The sequence below is a fragment of the Paenibacillus sp. MDMC362 genome, from assembly GCF_003269305.1.
In the GTDB taxonomy this organism is placed as follows: Bacteria; Bacillota; Bacilli; order Paenibacillales; family Paenibacillaceae; genus Paenibacillus_AQ.
Window position 1 is genome coordinate 56,468 of record NZ_QLYT01000015.1, and the last position, 22,786, is coordinate 79,253.

A 22,786-nucleotide genomic window follows, 5' to 3' on the forward strand; every position below is an offset into this window, starting at 1 on the left:
GCAGATGAAAAAGATGATTATCGGTAAGGATATCGTCAAATCTTTCGGCAAGGGCGGCGAACAGCGCAATGTTCTGGACGGGGTGTCCGCCTGTATACACGAGGGCGAGTTCGTAGCTGTTATGGGGCCATCAGGCTCGGGCAAATCCACGCTAATGTATGCGCTGAGCGGGACGGATGGCGTGAATGGCGGAACAGTCGTTTTTGAGGGCAAGGATTTATCGACGCTTGGGGAGAATGAGCTTGCAGACCTACGCAGATCCCAAATGGGTTTTGTGTTCCAACAGCCGACGATGCTTAAAAATTTGAATATCCTCGACAATATCATTCTTCCATCCATGCGGGATAACCGTAAAAACGCCGCGAACATTTCGGTGAAGGCGAGGGAGCTTATGAAAAGGGTGGGCATCGCAGAGCTTGAAAAACGGAACATCACCCAGGTTTCGGGGGGGCAGCTGCAGCGTGCGGGAATATGCCGGGCGCTGATGAACAACCCGCGAATTATCTTTGGCGACGAGCCAACGGGAGCGCTCAACTCCATTTCCGCTCAGGAAATCATGGACCTATTCTCTGAGATCAATGCAGACGGTACGGCGGTCATGCTTGTCACTCACGATGCGCAAGTTGCGGCGCGGACGGAGCGCATTATGTTTATGCGCGATGGGAAAGTGGTCGGCGAACTCAAGCTTCCAAAGCTTGTGGGAACGGATTTGGATGGCAGGGTCAAGAAAGTCATGCTGAAAATGCAGGAAATCGGAATATAAATCGATATCAACTTATGCCGCAGGACTATCGCCCTCGGTTAGCGAATGTATAATTATGGAATCACTTGTTTCACACCATAATTTACGCTTAAGCAGTCATTTGAGCGAAACATTAATCATGAAACGGATGGTATTATACGATGCATGATCAGTCCAAACATTTCGTTGCGGTTTCAGCACTTGTTAAGAATGAGGATGGACATGTTTTAATGGTTCGTACTCATGTTCGTTCAGATACGTGGGAAATGCCCGGAGGTTTCGTTGATGCTGGCGAGTCGTTAGATGCGGCGGTATGCCGAGAGTTCCTGGAGGAAACTGGAGTTGTTATACGTCCTCTAGGCATATCCGGCGTTTATTACAACGAGAGGCAACATGTCCTGTCTGTCGTTTTTCATGCGGAATATGTTAGCGGGGAACTAACCATTCAACCGGAAGAAATTCTGGAGGCCAAATTTATAGATCTGCACGATACGAATATGGATGAATACATAAAAAGGCCCCATGTCAAATCACGCTCGCTTGATGCTATGAATGCAGACCGCTTAGTCCCGTATGAGACATGGGATTTGAACCCGCCTCGTTATAAGTTGTTGTCAAGAATGGACGGGGAACGCCTGGAGACCAAGCGCGCATTTTTACTGACAGGGGAGCCTCGGATCGGTAAAACGACGATGATCAAACAACTTATCAACGCCATCGGTCCGGATCTTTGCGGTGGATTCTATACGGAGGAAATCGCGAATTCGAGTGGTCGAATCGGTTTCAAGTGCGTATCCGTGTGTGGGGTAAGCATCGAGATTGCACATGTAGAAAACCCAAGCAGCACTCGTATTGGAAGATACGGAATGGATGTAGAAGCATTCGAGGATTTTGCCGTGAAAATATTAGAGGATGCCTTGTCCTCCAAGAAAATCATCGTTATCGACGAAATTGGTTTTATGCAGATGTTATCTTCTTCTTTTCAAAAAATAGTACAAGAGATGATTACAGGTTCCCGGATTGTTCTGGGGACGATTCCTCTGGAGAGCCATCCTGAAATAGACATCATCAAATATCGGAAGGAAGTCAGGATTCTAAGTATGAACGCATCCAATCGTGACACGATATCCGAAACTTTGTTAAAGGATATGATGAAAGCTGTGGAGGGTGAATAATATGCAGATCGAAGATGTCTTTTCGGATCTCCCTACGTTAGAAACAGACAGAACGATATTAAGAAAACTGAGGAGCGAAGACGAACAGGATATATTTCATTACGGCTCGGATGAGGAGGTATCGAGATATACGGCTTGGCCGACGCATCAAACGATGGAAGATACCCGTCTCTATTTAATGAGGGTCCTGCATAAATACAGCCAGCATGCTGTGGCCCCTTGGGGAATCGTGGACAAAGAAACCGGAAAGGTCATTGGAACCTCAGGATTTATGGCTTGGGATGTCCGACATGCGAAAGCCGAATTGGGTTATGCCCTGTCCAAGGATTATTGGAATCGTGGTTACATGACCGAGGTGATCAGGACCATCATCTCTTTTGGATTTGAAAGAATGAAGCTGGTTAGAATCGAGGCAAGCTGTCTGCCGTCAAACCGAGGATCAGCCAGAGTGATGGAAAAGGCCGGCATGTCCTATGAAGGTTTATTAAGACAGACGATATTCGTAAAAGGGAACCATGAAGATCTGAAATTATACTCTATTGTTGTGGATGACTACCGGAATCAGAGCAACCCCGTTAACGGACTGGTTGAATAACGGCCATCGCAAGAACCCCCTTCATTCATGGGCGAAGGGGGTTACTTGGAATGATCGGTAGGCAGAACGGTCACTTAGCTGATAGCCCCGCATACAAGTTCCGGTACACGGCCGGGGTGAGGTGCTCGAACTTTTTGAACGTTTTGATGAAATAGCCCGTATCGCAAAACCCTAAATCATCGCTCACTTGATGGATCGGCGAATCGGTGGATTCCAGCAGCTGCTTGGCCCATTCAATCTTAAGCCTGGCGATGAAGACGGAGAAATTCTCACCTGTTTCCTTCGTAAATATGCGGCTGAAATAGCTGGGACTGATATGGCAAAGCTTGGCCATCTCCTTCAGGCTGAAGTTTTCATGCTTATGCGCAAAAATATAATCAAATGCGGGCTGAAGCACGGCATTCGACGAGACGAAACGTCCCGCGCCATTCTTCAATTTGGTATCGATCAGCGCACCTGACAGCTCCTGCTGCATGGATTGGATGCTGCGGACCGCACGATCCGACTCCTTTAAAGCTTCCACGGAAGCTGGCGCATCCATGTGGGAGGTCAGTACTTTTTTGTACAAATCGATCGTGGTATGCTTCTGAATGGCTTCCTCCACGATATAGGTGCTTAATTGCAGCAGCAGATCCACGCACTTCGTCACCTCATCATAGGATAAGACGGGCAGTGCCTCGTAATCCCCTTCGAGTTCCTTAAACTTCCGGTTCGACTCCACATTGGGCGGCCGGGATACGATCTGCTCCAGCATCGGAGCATCAGGTTCCCGGAGCTTGAGCTGTCCGGCCATAATCGCACCAAGATATTGGTTATCGATAATGATCGGGATGGCGATATCAATAATGTTGAAATGGCATAAGTAGATGTATGGTTTGTTTTGGCGAACCGCTTCTATGCCGGCACGCGCGTCGCATTTTTGACAATATGAAGAGAGATGGGAATCCTGGCGCACGCCTTGGCAGAAAGGCTGACAGTGGCTGTGCTTGGTGACGGGAACGCCCTTGTAATCGACCGTAAGGATCGCCATTTTGGTCACGAGCGATAAGGAATCCTGCAGCTTCTCCCATTTCTCCAAATCAATGATTTCTTCTAAATCATATCGGGATTTGGACATGACAACATTCTCCTATGAAAAGTTATAGAAACTCTATTGAATATTATAGCGAATGGTTCTACTGCAGAACAAGATAATACAATTTTCCATGGGGATGACAAAAAAACACGATAAGAAAACGCTTTATTCCGACCTCATTGTTTCATGCTTCCCGAATAAGTACAACCTATAATAATTAATATAGTTTACGTAGGAGGAATGATCATGAGAAGAGCGTTTATCAGTCCGACAAAATATGTGCAGGGTGAGAACGAACTGTTGAATTTAGGTTATTTTGTAAAGACATTCGGAGATTCCGCCCTGCTGATTGCCCATCCCGATGATGTGGCACGGGTGAAGGACAAGTTGGAGTCAACCAAACAGAAATTTAATATAACGCTAGTTGAAAGCGGCTTCCGTGGAGAATGTTCCCGGCAGGAGGTTGCCAGATTGCAAGCATTGGCGAAGGAGCATCAATGTGCTTGCACGATTGGCCTCGGTGGAGGTAAAGCGATTGATACCGCAAAATGCGTGGCCGAAGGTGAGGCCCTGATCATTGTTCCGACGATTGCGGCAACCGATGCGCCGACAAGCCATTCAGCGGTCCTCTATACCCCGGAAGGCGAATTCGATGATTATGCTTATTTCAAACAAAGTCCTAGCGTTGTCATGATTGATACGACGGTTATTGCCAAAGCGCCGACTAGATTCCTTGTCGCTGGCATGGGGGATGCGCTCTCTACCTATTTCGAAGCAAGAGCAACGGCGCAATCGTATGCCAATGTTAATGCCGGTTTGCCATGCGGCGTTCGCGAAGGCGTATGCGGTGAAGCCAAAGGGACGATTACCGCGCTGGGACTTGCCAAGCTGTGCTATGAAACGCTGCTTGAGAACGGGTACAGAGCGAAACTGGCCTGCGATCAAAACATCGTGACGCCTGCGCTTGAGAATATTATCGAGACGAATATTCTGTTATCGGGACTAGGCTTCGAGAGCGGAGGTTTGGCAGCGATTCACGCGATTCACAATGGCTTGACGGCTCTGGAAGGAACGCATCATTATTATCACGGCGAGAAGGTAGCCTTCAGTACGATTGCTCAATTGGTGCTTGAGAATGCCGACCGGAACGAAATGAAGGAAGTGCTGGACTTCTGTCTGTCGATCGGTCTTCCTGTATGCCTGGAAGATATCGGCGTCGAGCATGTGACCTACGAGGAACTGCTTGTAGTGGCCAAGAAGGCATGTATTGCCGAGGAATCCATCCACTCGATGCCATTCCCGATTTCGGAGGAAGCGGTAGCATCCGCGATTATGGCCGCTGACCAATTGGGCCGTCAATACAAAAGGAGTAAGGAGATATAAGATGAAGAAAATCATGAACAAACCGGAAACCTTGGTTCGGGAAATGTGCAATGGGCTTGTGCTCGCGCATCCTGAGCTGGCGTTCAACCCTAAATTCAAGGTGATTTCCAAAAAGGAGATCGATCAAGATAAAGTTACGCTGATCAGCGGCGGCGGAAGCGGCCACGAACCGGCGCATGCCGGATTCGTTGGAAAAGGCATGCTGGATGCGGCCGTGTGCGGCGATGTGTTTGCTTCCCCATCCCAAATCCAGGTGTATCAAGCGATCCGCAGCTCCGCGAGCCATAAGGGAACGCTGCTTATTATCAAAAATTACAGCGGCGACATCATGAACTTCAAAAATGCGGCCCACCTCGCGAGCGAGGACGGCATCCAAGTGGATTATGTGAAAGTCGACGATGACATCGCCGTTGAAGACAGTCTCTATACGGTAGGGCGAAGAGGGGTTGCCGGAACGGTGCTCGTCCATAAGGTAGCCGGAGCGGCTGCAGAAGCCGGGCTGTCCCTGCCGGAAGTGAAAGAAGCAGCACAGCATGCGATTAACCATGTTCGCAGCATTGGCTTCGCGTTTACCTCCTGCACCGTGCCCGCCAAGGGAACCCCGACGTTTCATATCGAGGATGACGAGATGGAGTATGGCGTCGGCATTCACGGCGAACCGGGAATCCGCAGGGAGAAGGCGGTTTCTGCAGATGAGCTGGCGCAGCGGATGGTCACGTCATTGCTGGACAACTTGCAGATGAATGATGCCGCAGAGCAAGAAGTGGCCGTATTAATCAACGGATTTGGCGGAACGCCGCTGCAGGAGCTGTATTTGCTGAACAATTCCGTCATGCGCGAATTGGCGTCCCGGAGCAAGCGGGTATTCAAAGTATTCGTCGGCAACTATATGACCAGCATCGATATGGCAGGCGCATCGGTGACAATCATGAAGCTGGACGAAACGCTCAAGAAGTGGCTGTCTGCGCCATGCGATACGCCGGCACTGTCGGTCAAGGGACCTTTTGAGCCTGTGAGCTATACCGAGGTTGTTCACGAACAGAAGTCAGAGAGCGCGGTATCGTATAAAAACAATACGGATCCTGCCGCAGCTGTAATTAAAAACAACCGGCTGTCCTTGCAAAATATCATATATCTGATCGATCAAATGAGTGAAGTCATTATCGAGAACGAAGTACCGTTCTGCGAACTCGACGCCCATGCCGGAGACGGTGATTTCGGCATGAGCGTTGCCAAGGGCTTCAAGCAGTTAAAAGCGGAGTTGAACGATATTCTGACGCACCATCTTCGCGATATCGGCGATTTCCTCGACGCCTGCTCGATGATCATCATGGAGCATTGCGGCGGGGCTTCCGGACCGATCTGGGGATCCGCATTCCGGGCGGCGAGTAAATCTGCCGGTCAGAAGCAGGAATTGTCCGTTCAAGAGGTTGCCGATATGATGCAGGCCGTTGTCAAGGGAATCCAGGATACGGGCGAACGATCGTTCGGAAGAGGAGCCGTTGTCGGCGACAAGACATTGATCGATGCGCTCGTGCCGTTCGCGGATGCCTGGACGCAGAGTGCGGAGCAAGGCGTAGAGATGAAGCCGGCAGCGATCAAGGCGGCCGAAGCGGCGGTTCTCGGCGCTCAGAAGACGGCAGACATCGTTGCCCGAATGGGAAGAGCAGGCACGGTTGGCGAACGCAGCATCGGATACCCGGATGCGGGGGCGCATGCGCTCGGGGTTATTTTCACCGAGCTTGCCAAAGCGATGAAGTAATCTGGAACCGACAAAAAAAGTAGTACAAATATACATTTAATTGAAGTCCCCTTATTTTAAGGGGACTTTTGCTTTAGTGATAGGCGTTATTACTGTCTTTCAGAAGTCTATGTCTATTTCTACAAGAGAGACAATAAGGGATCTGAGGATCTAAAACCTAGCGGTGTAAAAAAACACCTGGATAATTACCCTGCCTGAAGCAGACAGACCTAAAGGTGCATTATCTCAGGCATCTTTTATAGATGGGTTCTGCTATATAAAAGACGATGCAATACATTTGATTTAATCCCGAAACGAACAGGACCCAAAAGGTCACCTAAAGGAATAAAGAGTCTTGAATCCTATGCTGCCCGATACTAACAACTTTATTTGTTAGTAATATTTCAAATTTTGACAATTGAACTACAAACTTATACTCTATCTAACTATTTATAGTGGAAACCCAAACCAGCTTATTTATTTGAATATGTTGAAATATCCAGTGGCCGGGAGGTGATTTTATGGCTTATCAAAAAAAGAAAGTTGTCATCATCATCGTTGTTAAGTAAGCCGTTGTAAGATCGCCAGCTAAAGAGGGCCTATAATGGCCCTCTTTAGCTATGGTTTTTTCTAACCCTCTTCCATTTCGTTTCCCTAGTTAAAGAATTTGACCTATTTTTCACTGCAACCCAAACGACTTATACAAACATGAATAGAATGCATTAATCAATCAGCGGGAGGTGATTCCCCTTGGCAGACCACAAAAAGCACAAAAAAGTGGTTATCGTTATTGTCGTTAAATCTGGTAAAGTTCATATCAAACACAAACACGTAAAACACTAATCATCTATTTCTTTGATTGGTATAACCATTTCAAAGAATTCTGTAAAGTGCCTACAGATACAAACCCAGTACCACGGTACTGGGTCTTTCTAGTACTCTTCGAGTCCTTGTGTTGATTCTTGCGGTTAAAAGTTAACAGTTAATATAGAAATATATGAGGATATGTTATGGGATTCCCCTTTAATAAACCCGAACTATAATAAAGCCAATAAAGCGGGTCATTTTTTGAAGATATAGCCACGCGTCGGGTCAGGCCGCTAAAGCAAAGGAGTATATTATTGCAGGCTGATGAAGGGAGGGAGTGTTATTATTTACAATAACCATGTCCAGAAAATGATTACCAAGATTCCAGATGGAACGCTTGTCCGCGGTTCGGACTCGGCTGTATTTCTGATTGAGCACGGCAAAAAACGACCCGTTATGGATAGCGCTTCCTTCTATTTTTACAAACTGATGGCCAAGAAAATCATACCACTTGAGGATATGTTGCTTCGCCTGTATCCCCTTGGAGAAGGTGTGACCGCTTCGGGACCTTGGGCGAAGTGCGCCCCGGCGACGGTATTCGTTAAAGGGGGGGGATCCGGGATCTTTTTGTGGATGGACAATTGTTTATTCCCGATTCAGACTGGGGAAGTGTTTCGACGTTTGCGGTGCCAAATGGACGAAATTGTGCATGTCCCGGATTCCTTGATTCATTCTTTGCCAGTTGGACACTCCATTAACGCCTCTTTTTTTCTTCAGTACCCGGTTCTTAACGGACGCCTGTACAGCTCCACGAGCGGTCATATTTACTACGGCGAACGGCGAACGCTGCGAAAAGTGGAGGGCCCCTTGGTTTTTTCCTACTTTCAATGGAGCGTCGACCAGCTGATCTATTTAACTCATAATGAATTTATAAAAAGCCCGATCGGAAAGCCGGTACTTTCCTAACCGGGGTCAAGACATTCACGGGAGGCAAAAAAACATGATACCGAAGGTTACGGTTATTATCCCTTTCTACAACTGTTCCTATGTTCAACAAGCCGTAGAAAGTGCTTTGGCGCAAACCTATCCCGAGATGGAGGTGATTGTGGTCGATGACGGGTCTACCGAACATACGGGTCTCCTGAACCCTTATATTGACCGCATCCGGTATATCCGAAAGATCAACGGGGGAACGGCTTCCGCCCTCAACGCCGGCATTCAAGAAGCTAGAGGGGATTATATCGCTTGGCTCAGTTCGGACGACTATTATCTTCCCAACAAAACGGCAAGGCAAATTTCGTTTATGCTGGAACGCGGGGCGTGGATCAGCAGCACAAACTTCAACTTCGTCAACGAACGGAACGAAGTGCTCATGGAAGCCCCGAATTTTTCATTTTCATCGAATGTGGAGCTGCTTAATCTATTAAAAACGGCATGTCCGATTAATGGCTGCACCACCATGATGAAAAGACAGCTTTTTGAAAAGGTCGGCATGTTCAATGAAAAGATTAAATATACGCAGGACTACGACATGTGGTGCCGGGTCGTGCTCGCCGATTACAAATTTCATTATTTGCATGATATCCTGTTGCACTATCGCTATCATCCGAACATGGGAACCTTAACGCACCAAAATGCCCTTATGCGCGAATTCGCGGCCCTTCAGGCCATATATAGCGACAGGCTCGAGCAGCGAAGACAGGTATTACTAACAGGAGGGCGGACTCATTGAAAATTTTGCTGGCTACCTATTTTCAAATCCCACATGTCGGCGGATTATGGAAATACATGTTGCAGGTGAAACAGGGACTTGAACGAGAGGGACATCAAGTGGATCTTTTTGGGAACGGACTGGATCGGTTTTATATTTTCAACAGTAACCAGGAAGTTCCGAAGGTTCACTTCAAGGAAATGTTCGATCACAAGATAACCCCTGCCACCGCGCCTTTAATTGCGGAGCATCCCTGGATCAGGGGAGCAGAGACCGACAGGTATAACATGGAGTTATCGCTCGCTTTTATCGGTCTTGACCAATACGATATCATACATGCGCAAGACGTTCTTGCCGCCGCTGCTATAAAACGCGTAAAACCTGAACGGATTCCGTTGGTGACCTCCATTCACGCTTCTGCAGCTCTTACGGTACTGGATATGCTTAAGAACAACAAAACTTCCTCGGAAGACCCGATGACCTCCTTGATCTGGAAATACTATAAATCCATGGAATACTTGGGGAGCTCGGTAAGTGATAAGGTTCTTCTTGCTTCCGAATGGCTTAAAGAAGTGATGGTTCACCAATTTAGGGCTCCTTCCGATCGAATTTCTCTTATTCCTTACGCCATTGACATCCCTTCTTTTCAAAGCAGCATGCGTGCGGTTTCCGGAAATCCGATCACAAAGCCCAAGGGTAAAACAGTGATCATCAGCACTTCGCGTCTTAGCTATGAGAAGGGGATTCACGTCTTGCTGAATGCCTTGTGCAGGCTGTACGTAGACCGCCAAGACTGGGAATGCTGGCTTGTCGGAGACGGGGACAAACGGAAGGAATACGAAGAGTTATGCTGCCGGATGGGTATTCAGCGGGTGGTGCGTTTTCTGGGAAGCCGGGAGGACGTCCCCTATTTGCTGAGTCAGGCTGAGATTTTCGCAATGCCCAGTTTGATGGAAACCCTATCCTACTCGGTTATGGAAGCACAGTTAGCTGGTCTCCCCATCGCATCGTCCAGCGCTGGCGGATTAAGGGAAGCGGTACGGCATAACGTTGACGGATTGCTGTCGCCTCCGGGAGACGCGCATGTACTTTATCTGCATTTGGGTCAGCTGCTATCGGATCCTTCTCTCCGGCGTAGGCTTGGGGACAATGCTCTGGCGTGGGCCTTGAAAAACCGGTCCCTTCAGACGATGGTTGAGCGTTTGAAAAGGGTTTATTCGGAGCAGGTGTCTTTAAAAAAACAATCCTAATTTAAAAAGGAGGTGTTTGTCATGAACGTGCATCGGGTTCCCGGGGACAGTTACAACGGATTGTTTTTAACCCAGCTTTCCCAGCCGCATATTGTCGTCAACCAAGAGGTGTGGGACCGGATTTTCGCCAATCTTCCAAAAGAATACTTCATTCCGGATCTCCGCATCATCAATCTCATGATGAACGCCTAGTACCATCGCTTAATAAGGGTTAAAGGTGGAAGAAGATATGGGAAAACAACGAATAGGCAAAATAATTTCGTATCGCGTGGAACTGCTCCGTCAAATTTCACCGTCCTCGGTACTCGATGTTGGCGTTGGATATGGCCGCTGGGGGCATGTTTTGCCTCGAATTCCTCGATGTGTGGCCAGGCCGGGTGGTAAGGGCTGAAGGAATCGAAATATTCCCTAAAAACATTGACCGGTACCATTCGTATTTTTATGATTTATTCCGTCCTCCCGATTAAAGCCAAAAAGCATTTTAAAGATTATATTAACCGGGATTTTTAAACGTATTTATTTTCAGTAAGGGGATTACGATAAATTGGAGGGTGAGCGATGTCCGGGTATTTAAATGTTGAAGTCCCGATTGAACTGCTGTTTACGGATCTGGTTACGGAGGAAGGGAAAAAGGATATTCAGAACTACACCGATCGCTGGTACGAACATCATAAGCTATCCGCTGATATGCCGATCATGCGTTTTAATTCGCACAAGAGCCTATACCGCTATTTCATGAACGAACAAGCCAGCCCGTCAGCGTACCTGGATTGGTATAAGAAAATCTATATCACCCGGGGAATCGAACCGCCTTTAAAGGATGAAAAGCTCATCGCCTTTAGGAAAGATCAGTTTCACATGATGAAGGCGGATTTGTCGTCTTCTGGCGATTTTTTACACATAAATCCTCCGTTGGTGAAATTTAATCGAGCAGGCGGTTATTTTAACCTGAAGGACGGTCATCATAGGTCGACGTTTTTGTACTGCCAAGGCAAAAGGCGCATTAAAGTCAAGATGTCCAATGAAGATTATATTTACTGGATGAATATCGAAAAGCTTTCGGAAGTTGACAAATCTTTTCACAGACATCAACGGAGCCTTATTTATACCCCCATATTGCACCCTTCCTATTTTCATTTGAAAAGCGAGCGCGATCAAACCTATCCGACAAGACTGGATGTCATTATGGATTTTTTGGGATCACGTTCGCTGCGGGGCACAAAAGTGATCGATATCGGCTGCAATATCGGATATTACGCGCGGCATTTTGCCCGCGAAGGTGCGCACGTAACCGGGTTGGAACCGATGGATGAGCATTATGATCTGGCTTTGCGGCTGAATCGGCTGGAAAAGGTGAATTTCAACTTGTTACCGGACCGCTTCGAGTCTTCATCAAGACTTCAGCGATATGAGATTGGCCTCCTGTTAACCGTTTTTTATCATCTTATGGGAGACCGGGTTATCCGTAACGCTTTTTTGCGCAAAATCAATCAATGCGTAACTGATATGCTTTTCTGGGAATCTGGCGGCGAGCCGGAAACGGAAAAATCGCTTCTGCTGCAAAATACGCATTTCACCCGGTACGTAAAGCTGGCGGCAACATCGGGCACAGGGAAAGTAAGGGAGCTCGGCGTATTCTTAAAAACCTAAACGGGTATTTGTAGGGGAACTGAAAAGCGGGTGCTTCTTGAGACTTAATTGTGGTGTTGAGGTCAAAAGGCCTTGCAGTTACTATGGCTCTTCTTGGCCTCTTTCTTGTACCGACCCACCGCCCAAGATCACCAGAGAAATAAAAACCGAGGTGGGGCTAGGTTTACATATCCACGAACAGCCTGATGGAACTATTCCGGATCAAGTGCTGTAAAACACCCAAATCGCGTCTTAATTTGAAACGTTGAAGGTGCCCGCCGCGTCGGGGATGAGTACGGTGGAGGGATTGAACAGGGCGGCCCAATCATACCAATGCTGAGAAGAAGTTACCACAAGTCCCGCTTCTCGCCGCAGTTGCTCTTCCTGTTGGAGCATTGCTGCGTCAGGGGTTGAGAACATACATTCGCACACGATGTATTACTTCGAGATCCTTCGGTTGTGCCAAAATATGCCGCCTTTACTTGGGTCGCGACAGCCCCTGCGACCCACTCTTTAACCGCTGGAGTTATGGTGGAAGAAGTGATGTTGGGAGCTTAACAGCAAGCGTGGAGTAATATGTACATATGATGTAATTTTTTTTGGCAGCGGCAGATATCTAGAATTTGTTACATTAATTGGAAGTTTAGAGATATTACCCATCAACAGCAGGCAACTCAAAGCGGTTTAACATTGTGATGGAGTGAACAGTCTGTAATCAACAAATTTAAACGACCGAGATAAAGAATATATAATTACTCTGTACAGGAAACCTTTATTCGGTTTCCTGTACAAATGCACCGATGATTATCGTTATCCAATTTCGTCTAAATAACAAAATTACGATTATCAAAGTAGAAAGGACGAAAGTTCATGCGTAAAATCATTCTATTCATTCACAGTACTATTAATGGAGTTGTCACTCACGCCGACAGGCAGATCACCTTGACTACTCACATATCAGTCCCCTAAATTTACGGGGACTTTTCTTTATTAACTTCTTTTGATAGTTGAAAGCATAAATGGTCTGAGATTATTGCCTAAGAAATTGATCGTTAGCATACTATCCATAACGGCATTTGTATTCGAGAATATAAATGAGATTTATAGTATGTCGCTTTCAGCTGCAGAGTCGAAATAAATAAGCTCCTCATTAGTGTGATAACACTTGTGGGAAGCTTATTGTTGTTTTACGCGCTGATTTGGTGTAAGACTAGAGTATGAAGTGTGAGATATAGGAGAAGGTGACAATGGCAAATATTAATGATATTGCAAAGCGGGCAGGAGTATCCGTATCAACAGTATCAAGGGTGCTGAATCAACATCCTTATGTATCTGAATCGAAGCGGGCAGCTGTGCAGCGCGTGATTGATGAAATGGACTATACGCCAAATCGCTCAGCTGTCGATTTAATTCGTAAGGAAACAAGAAGTATCGGTGTGATCATGCCGTACAACAACAATCAAGCCTTTGATCAACTGCTTCATGGCGTGCTTAATCGATCGGTCGAGCATGATTATTCCGTGATGGTTCTGCCTACAAAGTACGATCCGGATAAAGAGCTCAGCTGCTTAAATATGCTGAAAAATAAACAACTGGATGGAATCATCATTACCTCTCGCTCAAACGCTTGGGATGCCATTGTGCCGTATACCAAGTACGGGACGATCGTCGCATGCGAGTTTACGGATCATCCTGAGATTGGCTGTGCCTACATGGATCGATATGCATCTTACGTAGACACGTTTCAGCTGTTAAAGGATAAAGGGCATTCACGAGTCGCTTTTACGACAGCAAGAGGAGAAGAGAGTAATAGTACACAGCTAACGATAAAAGCGTATCAGTATATATTTGGCGATCTGCCGCCAGCTTACCATATCAGGGATTGCTACAGCATGGATGACGGGGTAAGAGCGGCAAGACAACTACTTACTATGGATCTTAGACCAACCGCTGTTTATGCGAACGGCGATGAGGTTGCGACAGGTATTTATCAGTATGCAAGGAGCATACAACTGGAGGTGCCAGAGGATCTGGCGATCATTGGCCAGGAGAATCAGCCTGTTGGAATTGGGTTACGCCTATCTACGGTTGATCATCAATTGGTGAAAGTCGGTGAACAAGCCTTTGATCTTACAATTAAGAAATCAAAGGATAAGGTAGAGATTCCTTATCACATCATTGTACGGCAATCGATATAGCTGTTGACTTACAATCGCTCCATGCATGGTATTTTTCAATGATCCAGCCCATCATTTTATTTTTGGAGGATATTTATGAATCAACGTTTTCGGATTACAAGATCCATGAATGCAACTACTAGTGATCAAGAGATTTCATTGGAGGAATGCCAAGCTTATTTTTCATCCAAGGCGGATTTCACTTATCAGACGGTGCTGACGGTGAAAGGGGAGGAGAGCACCATGTCTGTCGAAGGGGATTTCTTTATGTGGAAACATGGAGAAGCCCTTATTCCATTTAGACACTATATGGGGGAGTTGTACATAGCCGTCTCCCATCAAGAAATCGTACCCCTCATGATCGGAATTGCGGCTGATTTACGGGCAGATATCGTAGAAGGGTAAGGAATGAAAGTTGCCATATGACAAAATGTTAAACTTAAAGGCCGCATTCTTGGTCATACCCCTGTCAAGTAGACAGAACGAAAAGAGACCTTTGAGCAGCAACCGTTTCTCGGTATTCCACCGGGGAACGGTTGTTTCATTTTTTTCTTGATGGATTGATGGAGCACAATATGTAACATATGAAACCTGATAACAGGTTCATATGTTACACATTCTCAGCATCATACTTCAACAGGGATCGCGGAGATCCGGATGAAAAAATGATGATAGCAGCGGGATCGCGCCGGGCAGACGGATGACAATGCACATCTTACACATTTACGATGTCATGCCGTCTTCTCTACACTTTGGAATGTAAGCGTTACCTGTTAACCACTGAAACGTGATGTACGTGAGTGAGCCAGATAACCTGACATGAATCGATATGTAAGAAAGGAGGGGAAATATGAAGGGAAAAAGACTACTTGCTGTGATATCCGGAAGACGTTCCATCCATCGCGAAACGAAGCCGCCTCATCCAGGTGTAAACCAAACGTCTCTCGGTAAAAGAATCAGAGTGAACTGGGAGCTTTATCTGTTCTTGGTCCCGGCCACACTGTATTTCCTTGTATTTCACTATGCGCCGATGTACGGTATCCAGATTGCCTTTAAGAACTTTATCCCTAGCAAAGGAATCATGGACAGCCCATGGGTGGGCTTCGATCATTTCGAGCGTTTCTTCCATTCCTACTATTTCTGGGATCTGCTCTGGAATACGTTCAGCCTCAGCTTCTACGAGCTGATCATCGGGTTTCCGCTGCCGATCATCCTGGCGCTTGCTTTCAACGAAATCCGTACGGGTCCCTTCAAGAAAATGGTTCAGACCGTTACGTATGCGCCTCATTTTATATCCGTTGTGGTCATGGCCGGTATGATTATTACCTTCTTATCGCCGTCCACAGGCATACTGGTCCAATTCATCAACTGGATGGGTTTCGATGCGCCGAACTTTTTGTCGGATCCGGCCTGGTTCAAGACCGTATATGTTCTGTCAGGGGTCTGGCAAAGCACCGGATGGGGGACCATTATCTATCTGGCTGCGCTGTCCGGTGTCGATCCCCAGCAGCATGAAGCCGCGATTGTGGACGGAGCCAGTCGTTTCAAACGATTGCTGCACATCAACCTGCCGGCCATACTCCCAACGATCACCATCTTGCTGATTTTGAACATGGGCAACATTCTTACAATCGGCTTCGAAAAAATACTGCTGCTGCAGAACTCCCTGAATATGGAGTCTTCGGATGTCATTTCAACTTATGTTTACCGGACCGGTCTGGTAGACGCGCAGTACAGCTTCTCGACAGCCGTTGGCCTGTTCAACTCCGTGATCAACGTCATTTTACTGGTAACGGTCAACCGGATTGCCAGACGCACCAGCGAGAACAGCCTATGGTAGAAAGGGGGAAAGTACATTGGTTACCGCTATGAAGGAATCGAAGTGGGACAAAATTTTTCTGGGCAGCGTCTATATCTATTTATCCATCGCTCTGATTGTTGTTCTTTATCCGCTCATTTATATTCTCAGCGCATCGATCAGCAGCCCGCAGCAGGTGAATTCGGGTGCGATGTGGCTGTTTCCCAAGGAAATTACCTGGGCCGGATACCAGCTGGTCTTCGAAAACCCGAAGATTTGGAACGGATATCTGAACACGATCGTCTATACTGGGATAGGAACGCTGTTGAATCTGGCCGTGACACTGCCTGCAGCCTATGCGCTCAGCAGGTCGGATTTGGTCGGTCGTCAACTGTTCTTGGGATTTATCCTGTTCACGATGTTCTTTACCGGAGGGCTTGTGCCAACGTATCTCGTAATCCGGAATTTGGGGCTGATCAACACGATGGGGGCGCTCATTCTTCCCGTAGCTGCATCGGTATGGAACATCATCGTTGCCCGGACGTTCTTCCAGACGACGATCCCGAAGGAACTGCAGGAAGCGGCCTATATGGACGGCTGTACCAACCTGAAGCTGTTCGTCCGCATTATTTTGCCGCTGTCCGCGCCGATTATTGCAGTTATGGCTTTGTTTTACGGGGTCAGTCACTGGAACAGCTACTTTCCGTCTCTGATCTATCTCAACGATGAGAGCAAGTATCCCCTGCAGATGGTGCTGCGGCAGATTCTGGTTCTTCAGGAAATGACGGCGGAGACGACCGGCGCCGCAATCAGCGGGGATGCCGCCAGGGCAATGAGTTCCAAAGCCGAAACCGCATCGCTGATCAAATACGGGGTTATCGTCGTATCGACGCTGCCGATTGTGGCTCTCTATCCTTTTTTACAGCGATACTTTGTCCAAGGGGTCATGATTGGTTCTGTAAAAGGATGATGAAAGCGTTTTATATAATAAAAGCTTGAGTATGCAAAGGGAGGAAACATGGATGAAGATGACAAGCAAAACTTGGAAGCTGGTGCTAACGGGGATGACAGCCCTGTCTCTGCTTGCCGGATGCGGTTCGGCCAGCGATACGAACTCTACCGGAACAAAGTCAACAGAAGCAGCCGCCGTGAATAAGGAAGGCTTCCCGATTATGAATGAACCGATTACGCTGACCATGATGGCACCTGATGTCGGCGTTCAGAACTGGAAGGATATGGTCGTGCTGCAGCAGATGGAGGAAAAGACGGGCATTTCATTCCGATACTTGAACGCTCCGAAGGATAGTTTTGATACGAAGAAGAACCTCGTATTTGCCAGCGGCGATTACCCGGATGTCTTCTATGCTGCAGGCTTGACGGCGGCTGAACAGATGAACTATGGCGAGCAGGGAATTCTGATCCCGCTTGAGGAGCTTATCGAGGAATATGCTCCGAACTTCAAGGCGCTGATGGACGAAATTCCGGAGATCCGTAAATCCATTACAGCTCCGGATGGACATATCTACTCCTTGCCAGCGATCGATTTAAGCCAGCACTGGTATCGCAACCCGCTGTGGTACAACGGTGATTTCCTGGAGGCTCTCAATATCGACAAGCTTCCAGAGACGACCGAGGAGCTCTATACCTTCCTGAAGCGTGTAAAAGAAGAGGACCCGAACGGCAATGGAGTCGCCGATGAAATCCCGATCTCTTCCGTATCGACAGCAACGACCAATGCTCGGGATATTCGTACTTGGCTGCTTGGCGCTTTCGGCATCTATGAAGACGAAATTTATGTGGACGATAAGGATGTTGTTCATTATACCCCGATAGAAGAGGGCTTCAGAGAGTATCTGGTCTATATGAACCGTCTATGGAAAGAGGATCTGCTTGACCACGAAAGCTATTCGCAAACCGCAGAGCAGAAAAAGGCCAAGGCACAGAACAATCAGGTTGCGCTGTTCTCCGACTGGCATGCCTACATGACCAAAGGGGGAGAACCGTCCACCAAAGATCCGATGTTCGCTCCGGTAAAAAGCGATCTGGTAGACAAGCCGGCTATCGCCAAGAACAGAGGGATCACGACAGGGGCTTTTGCCATCACGGTTACCAATCCTGCCCCTGAAGCATCGATGCGTTGGGTGGACTACCTTTATTCTTATGAAGGATCGCTCTTTTTCAACAAAGGACCAGAAGGCAAGCTGTGGGAGTATACGGATGAAGCCAACCGTGTGAAGCGCTATTTGCCTGTGCCGGACGGCATGGAGATGGAGGATTACCGTGCGACTTTGACGCCAAACTACGGCATTCCGGCTCCTACCATCAATACGGACGATATTAATAAAGGATTGAAGACCGACTTTGATCAGTGGGTTGAAAAGGAAACGAAGGAAAAGCTGCTTGACCGCGGAGCAAGACCGCCGTTCCCTGCCTTGTTCCTGACCGTTGAAGAGCAAACCGAGATCAACAGTCTGAACTCGGATCTGAGCACGTATGTACAGCAGATGGAGGCGAAATTCGTTACGGGAGCAGAACCATTGTCCAATTGGGATAACTACCTGAACACGATGAAGAAAATGGGTGCCGACCGGGTCGTTGAAATCTACCAAGGTGCATATGACCGCTGGAAGTCGAACTAAACTTAGATTGTGTCTAGCAGAAATTAGCCATCAAGATAAGATATACGAGATGACAGAGGTTTTCTAAGAAAAGGTGGCCTGGGAGATGTCGATTTCTCTTTCAGGCACCTATGAATTCAAGAGGGCTTGATAAATCCTGAAAACCATACAAATGTGGAGGCCTAGCCTATGAAAATAACGAGACATCCAAACAATCCGATCGTCGTTCCGGGAAAATACGAATGGCGTAAAGTCACTGTATTCAATCCTGCGGTTATTATAGACAACGGCAAGTTTTACATGATCGAACGTACCGCAGGCTCCCTAACGCCTTGCAAGAATGTACTGGGACTGCTGGAGAGTGAGGACGGAGTGAATTTTACGCACGTGGCAGACGAGCCGATCGTGACGCCAGACATGCTGGGCTTCCCATATGGAAGCGTCCAGGACCCGCGGATAGTCAAAATAGACGGCACGTACTATTTAAACTATGCTCTTAGGCCGTGCGCCATGAGTTACTATCCGACAGGAGCGGGCATACCGGAGCGTTCAATTCCGAAATATCCGGACGGCTGGGGGAAGGAGGAAGGCCACTGGCTCACCCGCTCTTCGATTGCGAAGTCGGACAATCTGATCGACTGGGAATTCGTTGCCGATACGACACCGCTCGACATCAATGACCGTGACAACATTTTGTTCCCTGAGAAGATTAACGGAAAGTATGTATTGCTGCGCCGTCCGGAAGAATACGTGGGTGCAGCTTACGGAACGGACAGCGCGGCGATATGGATTACGTACTCGGAGGATATGGTTCATTGGGAGGAGCCGAAGCTTCTGGCCAAGGCTGAGAATCCGGCCTGGGAATCCAGGAAAATCGGCGGAGCAACGCCGCCTGTGCGAACCGATAAAGGCTGGCTGGTCCTTTACCACGGCGTTGATGATCAAGTCGTTTACCGAGTTGGGGCGATGCTTCTTGACCTGAACAACCCTGAGAAGGTCATAGCAAGAACGAAGAATTTCATTATGGAACCGGAAACCTATTATGAGAAATTCGGTTATCAAATTCCGAATGTGGTGTTCCCGACAGGAAACGTGGTCAAAGACGGCCTGCTCTATATCTATTATGGTGTTACCGACACTGCCATTGCACTGGCTACCGTGCCGGTCGATGAGCTGGTAGAGTATATCTTGAATGAACCGCAGTCAACGAAATAGAAGCACCCGGGCCCTTTCGAGACAATGTCTCGTAAAGGGCCCTCTTATTTATATATCCAGACTGCTCGAACAATGTTGTTTGCGGTACTGACCGGGCGTCAGCCCGGTTTCTTTCTTGAATTTGCGGATGAAATTGGGTGCATCCAGATAGCCCACCTGTTCGATGATTTCCTTCAGAGGAGCGCTTGTCGTTACAAGCAGCCGAATGACTTCTTCCATACGCCTCTTCCAAATATACTGCGAGAAGCTGGTCCCGGTCTTTTCTTTAAAGCTGCGGCTTAAGTAAGAGGTAGAGACGGAAAATTTAAGGGCCACATGCTCCAGGCTCAGCGTGTAGTCGGCAAACTGTTGATTCACATAATGTACGATATCATCGATCAGTTTAGGCGCTGCTTGCTCATGGTTACGCTCAACCTTCTCGCAAATCTCGGTCGTCAGCGACAACAGCTTGTCCTCAAATTCCTCCAGCGTCTCAAACGACGTATAGTCCGAGATGCTGCTGAATGCTTCGTTCATTCCGACCTCGGAGGCGGACCGAAGCAGCGCGTTCAGCAGATCGAAGCAAATGCAGCGCAGCAGGTGAATCTGCAGCGGTTCGCTCCGAATGGTCTCCATCATCTCGGCGATTATCTGCACGGCCACCGACTCGTTGCCTTGCTTTAAGCTTTGCTCCAGCTTGAGCAGCGACTTTCTTGGAAGCCACACGCCTTTGGCTACAGGATGATTCTGCTCCGCCAGTTGGGCGAAATAGGTGATACGGCTGCTGCCAACCATTCGGTGTTCAAGAGCGGTTGCGGCTTCGATGAAGGATTGGTTCAGCTGCCCCAAATCGCGGTAAGGCGTGCCTACGCCCATGCTAGGATCGAGCCGTGTGTTCTCAGAGATCAATCCCTGGACCGCTTGTATGATCTGCTCCATCCGGAGCTTCAGCGAATCTTGACCGGGGTCAGGAAGCGATACGATCAGCGCAAATTGATTATCGGCTGAGAATTCGACGCCGTGGATATTCGCATGAAGCCCTGTTGGTTCAACATGGCTGAGCAAAGCTTGCATCTGTTGACGATCATTTTGGCCATCCTCGGCCTCATCGGCTTCTTCCCAGGAGAGAATTACACAGAAATACATGACTTGATCTTGAGAAAGCTCCAGTCCCACCCCGGCGATCATTCGCTCGATTTCGGGATCATCCGGCTTGCCGTGTTTTAGTAGAAGCAGCATGCATTGATTGCGCACGAAGGGCTCCTGCATATCGATTCGGGCGCTGTAATCGTGAAGGGTCTGACGAATCCAATCCCATTCACTGCGCGTTTTGGGCTCTGGGGTATCGTTGACGCTGAGCTTGGCGAATTCCATCAAGTCCTTAATCGGGTGATATTGACGTCTAGCCAGTACAAAAGCGGCGAGCACCCCGGTAATGACTGCGATGCCAAACACCAGCAAAATGAGCGTCTGTACATGAGCGACCCGGCTGAAGAACTGGTAGCTTGGCATGATGGTCATGTAGTTCCAGCCATTCTCCCCGGATTTGACGGATACGACGGAGTATTTGTCATTATTCATGGAGAGATTGTGTATGCCCGCATCCAGCGCAGCCAATGACCCGAGGTTCTCTTGAGACAGGGTTACGCCATGATTGCTCGCTGTAAGCACTTCGTCATTTTGATTGAAAATGTAGCTGCTCCCGGTGAAATCGCTAAGAATGGAATCCATGACGCCGGTAAGATTGGACTCTTTCACCATATATACGACGCTTCCGTACGGATACGGGGCATTGGGCTTAATAGGTACGATTACGGTCAGCATCGCCTCTTGCCTGGATCCGTTGATCGTGACATTCTCGGCAGGTCGTATGAACATCTGATTCGTTTCGTTCAGAGCAACGATGATATCCTTCAGACTCCAGTTCTCATACCGGTAAAAGGAATCGAACGTAACGTTGACGTTCGTCAGGCCCCGGTAAGAATAGATAACCGGGTCGTTATGATAGTATATGAAGATGTCTTCAATGATGCTGCTGTTTGCTTTATAATTAGCCAAAGCTTGTATGGCTTCCACTCTGTAATAAGAATCATGGACCATATAAGGGGTTAAGCGTCTGTCGTACGCGATTCGGCCGGAAAGCTCCCGAAGCTCCGCGATCCGGGAGTCGATGGTCATTTTCACCTGGTTCAATTGATTGATGTTGGATTGTTCAATCTCGGTGCGAAGCCCGCTGACAGCGCTATCATAAACAAATGCCGTTACTCCCGTCAGGGGAATCAGGAAGATCAAAATATAAGACAGAACGTATCTTAAGAGCAGCTTCGACTTAAAGTGATTCCAATTTATTCGGAAAGTGAAAGTGGTGTCGATGAATGATTTGAGCTTGTGAATGATCATTTGGGCGAATCCTCCATTGCATTCTTTTCATGTCATGGCAATATTCGATTTTTTCAACAACGATAGGGTTCTGAAACATTATATCATTATAATGATTATTCAGAGAAATATTTAAGAATAAATTCCTCATCATGATTCATTTACATGACGTAACTTGTAGTTTCATCGTTTCAATGGTTTCAGTTAGTTACGCTCGTCTTCGCATTAGAGGGGGATTTTGTTATGATAGGGAAAAGAAAATAATGGGAAGTGAGGGAAACCGTGGACAAAAAGGCAAAAAAGGTTTTGCTTCAAACGTTCTGGTCATCCAGAGCCATGAGGAGGGCCTGACGGTGAACGAGGAGGATATCGCCATTCTGAGGCAGCTGATTGCAGCCGTCGACGGCTGTGCCGAAACCGAAAGCCCTGCAGTTTTTTTTCGGCGAGTATCTCTAGACCGCGCTGCATCATGATAGGTCACAGAATGCGTACCGGTTAGGATTTTAAGGGGA

General features: G+C 47.7%; 19 protein-coding genes and 2 pseudogenes. 19 read left to right on the forward strand and 2 right to left on the reverse strand.

The features are described from left to right. Positions 1 to 4: 4 nt before the first annotated feature. The 4 genes and pseudogenes from DP091_RS07265 to DP091_RS07275 all read left to right on the forward strand — a co-directional run bounded on the left by DP091_RS07265 (position 5) and on the right by DP091_RS07275 (position 2,512). Positions 5 to 763 (forward strand): ABC transporter ATP-binding protein, encoded by a 759-nt coding sequence (locus DP091_RS07265; RefSeq protein WP_113057697.1) that lies wholly within the window; start codon positions 5 to 7, stop codon positions 761 to 763. A 140-nt stretch (positions 764 to 903) separates the two neighbouring features. Continuing rightward, positions 904 to 1,365: pseudogene (locus DP091_RS31740) on the forward strand (NUDIX hydrolase); the annotation flags it as partial. Positions 1,366 to 1,407: 42 nt separating this feature from the next. Next, positions 1,408 to 1,917 (forward strand): annotated as a pseudogene (locus DP091_RS31745) (nucleoside-triphosphatase); the annotation flags it as partial. A 1-nt stretch (position 1,918) separates the two neighbouring features. Then, complete coding sequence (locus DP091_RS07275) at positions 1,919 to 2,512, forward strand: GNAT family N-acetyltransferase (RefSeq protein ID WP_113057699.1); 594 nt, start codon at positions 1,919 to 1,921, stop codon at positions 2,510 to 2,512. Between the two features lie 70 nt (positions 2,513 to 2,582). Here DP091_RS07275 and DP091_RS07280 read toward each other — a convergent pair whose 3' ends face one another. Next, positions 2,583 to 3,629, reverse strand: a complete 1,047-nt coding sequence (locus DP091_RS07280; protein ID WP_113057700.1) for a PocR ligand-binding domain-containing protein — start codon at positions 3,627 to 3,629, stop codon at positions 2,583 to 2,585. Between the two features lie 204 nt (positions 3,630 to 3,833). Here DP091_RS07280 and DP091_RS07285 point away from each other — a divergent pair, with 204 nt between their 5' ends. The 14 genes from DP091_RS07285 (at position 3,834) to DP091_RS07345 (ending at position 19,916) form a co-directional block, all read left to right on the forward strand. Next, entirely contained in the window at positions 3,834 to 4,970 is a 1,137-nt protein-coding gene (locus DP091_RS07285; protein ID WP_113057701.1) for a glycerol dehydrogenase, read from the forward strand. Between the two features lies 1 nt (position 4,971). Then, entirely contained in the window at positions 4,972 to 6,732 is a 1,761-nt protein-coding gene (gene dhaK, locus DP091_RS07290; RefSeq protein ID WP_113057702.1) for a dihydroxyacetone kinase subunit DhaK, read from the forward strand. A gap of 1,110 nt (positions 6,733 to 7,842) precedes the next feature. Further along, entirely contained in the window at positions 7,843 to 8,484 is a 642-nt protein-coding gene (locus tag DP091_RS07295; protein ID WP_113057703.1) for a hypothetical protein, read from the forward strand. 34 nt (positions 8,485 to 8,518) lie between these two features. Continuing rightward, on the forward strand, positions 8,519 to 9,250 hold the full coding sequence (locus tag DP091_RS07300; RefSeq protein WP_113057704.1) for a glycosyltransferase: 732 nt from the start codon (positions 8,519 to 8,521) through the stop codon (positions 9,248 to 9,250). Beyond that, positions 9,247 to 10,479: a glycosyltransferase family 4 protein gene (locus DP091_RS07305; protein WP_113057705.1), complete on the forward strand. Its 1,233-nt coding sequence runs from the start codon at positions 9,247 to 9,249 to the stop codon at positions 10,477 to 10,479. Before DP091_RS07300 ends, DP091_RS07305 begins: the two co-directional genes overlap by 4 nt. A 21-nt stretch (positions 10,480 to 10,500) precedes the next feature. Next, positions 10,501 to 10,671 carry a hypothetical protein gene (locus DP091_RS31275; protein ID WP_181469747.1) on the forward strand — a complete coding sequence of 57 codons (171 nt, stop codon included), beginning with the start codon at positions 10,501 to 10,503 and terminating at the stop codon, positions 10,669 to 10,671. A 37-nt stretch (positions 10,672 to 10,708) separates the two neighbouring features. Next, positions 10,709 to 10,870: a hypothetical protein gene (locus tag DP091_RS31750; protein WP_258394429.1), complete on the forward strand. Its 162-nt coding sequence runs from the start codon at positions 10,709 to 10,711 to the stop codon at positions 10,868 to 10,870. A gap of 167 nt (positions 10,871 to 11,037) precedes the next feature. After that, the gene (locus tag DP091_RS07315) at positions 11,038 to 12,129 is read left to right on the forward strand and encodes a class I SAM-dependent methyltransferase (RefSeq protein ID WP_113057706.1); all 1,092 of its coding nucleotides are present in this window, start codon (positions 11,038 to 11,040) and stop codon (positions 12,127 to 12,129) included. Between the two features lie 1,226 nt (positions 12,130 to 13,355). Next, a complete protein-coding gene (locus DP091_RS07320; RefSeq protein WP_113057707.1) occupies positions 13,356 to 14,306 on the forward strand; it encodes a LacI family DNA-binding transcriptional regulator in 951 nt (316 codons plus the stop codon). 75 nt (positions 14,307 to 14,381) lie between these two features. Then, entirely contained in the window at positions 14,382 to 14,690 is a 309-nt protein-coding gene (locus DP091_RS07325) for a hypothetical protein (protein WP_071219829.1), read from the forward strand. Between the two features lie 445 nt (positions 14,691 to 15,135). Continuing rightward, positions 15,136 to 16,125 carry an ABC transporter permease gene (locus DP091_RS07330; RefSeq protein ID WP_113057708.1) on the forward strand — a complete coding sequence of 330 codons (990 nt, stop codon included), beginning with the start codon at positions 15,136 to 15,138 and terminating at the stop codon, positions 16,123 to 16,125. A 16-nt stretch (positions 16,126 to 16,141) separates the two neighbouring features. Next, positions 16,142 to 17,053, forward strand: a complete 912-nt coding sequence (locus DP091_RS07335; protein ID WP_113057709.1) for a carbohydrate ABC transporter permease — start codon at positions 16,142 to 16,144, stop codon at positions 17,051 to 17,053. Positions 17,054 to 17,105: 52 nt separating this feature from the next. After that, entirely contained in the window at positions 17,106 to 18,722 is a 1,617-nt protein-coding gene (locus DP091_RS07340; RefSeq protein WP_113057710.1) for an extracellular solute-binding protein, read from the forward strand. A 168-nt stretch (positions 18,723 to 18,890) separates the two neighbouring features. After that, positions 18,891 to 19,916, forward strand: coding sequence for a glycoside hydrolase family 130 protein (locus tag DP091_RS07345; protein ID WP_113057711.1), 1,026 nt, complete (start codon positions 18,891 to 18,893; stop codon positions 19,914 to 19,916). Between the two features lie 48 nt (positions 19,917 to 19,964). Here the strand turns inward: DP091_RS07345 and DP091_RS07350 are convergent, their stop codons facing one another. Next, positions 19,965 to 22,295, reverse strand: coding sequence for a helix-turn-helix domain-containing protein (locus DP091_RS07350; protein ID WP_113057712.1), 2,331 nt, complete (start codon positions 22,293 to 22,295; stop codon positions 19,965 to 19,967). A 242-nt stretch (positions 22,296 to 22,537) separates the two neighbouring features. Here DP091_RS07350 and DP091_RS07355 point away from each other — a divergent pair, with 242 nt between their 5' ends. Then, on the forward strand, positions 22,538 to 22,747 hold the full coding sequence (locus DP091_RS07355) for a hypothetical protein (protein WP_113057713.1): 210 nt from the start codon (positions 22,538 to 22,540) through the stop codon (positions 22,745 to 22,747). Positions 22,748 to 22,786 lie beyond the last annotated feature (39 nt).